This is a genomic window from Streptomyces sp. AC627_RSS907, from assembly GCF_019049165.1.
Genome location: NZ_JAGMUE010000900.1, coordinates 1 through 590, shown reverse-complemented (window position 1 = coordinate 590; position 590 = coordinate 1). Strand labels below are relative to the sequence as shown.

General features: G+C 79.3%; 1 protein-coding gene. It reads right to left on the bottom strand.

The window, feature by feature from the left end; all coding sequences use genetic code 11:
• Positions 1 to 590, bottom strand: a 590-nt coding sequence (locus KUM32_RS39355; RefSeq protein WP_217146548.1) for an SDR family NAD(P)-dependent oxidoreductase, incomplete at both ends; no start/stop codon positions are given.

Below are 590 nucleotides of genomic sequence, written 5' to 3'. Positions count from 1 at the left end.
GGGTCAGCTCGTGCAGGTTCTCCGCGCCGCGCACCTTGACCCGCAGCACGCGGTCGAGCTGGTCCAGGGTGAGCGAGTCGAGCACCGCGTCGTCCAGGACGGCGGCGGTGTGCACGACGGCGCCCAGCGGGCGGTCGGCAGGGATGTCGGCGAGCAGCGCGGCCAGTTCGGCGCGGTCGGTGATGTCGCACGCGGCGACGGTCACCTCGGCGCCCGCCGCGCGGAGTTCGGCCGCGAGGGCGTCGGCGCCGGGGGCGGCGGGCCCTCGGCGGCTGACGAGCAGCAGGTGCTCGGCCCCGTTGTCGGCCAGCCAGCGGGCGACGTGGCCGCCGAGCGCGCCGGTGCCGCCGGTGATCAGCACGGTGCCACGGGGCGCCCAGGCGGGGTCCCGCGCCGGCTCGTGCCACGGGGCGCGCACCAGGCGGTTGGCGAAGACGCCGGCCGGGCGCACGGCCACCTGGTCCTCGCCGTCGAGCCCGGCGAGCACGTCGGCGAGCCGGCCACGGGAGCGCCGGTCCGCCGCCTGGGGCAGGTCGACGAGGCCGCCCCAGCGCTCGGGCACCTCCTCGGCCGCGACCCGGCCAAGGCCC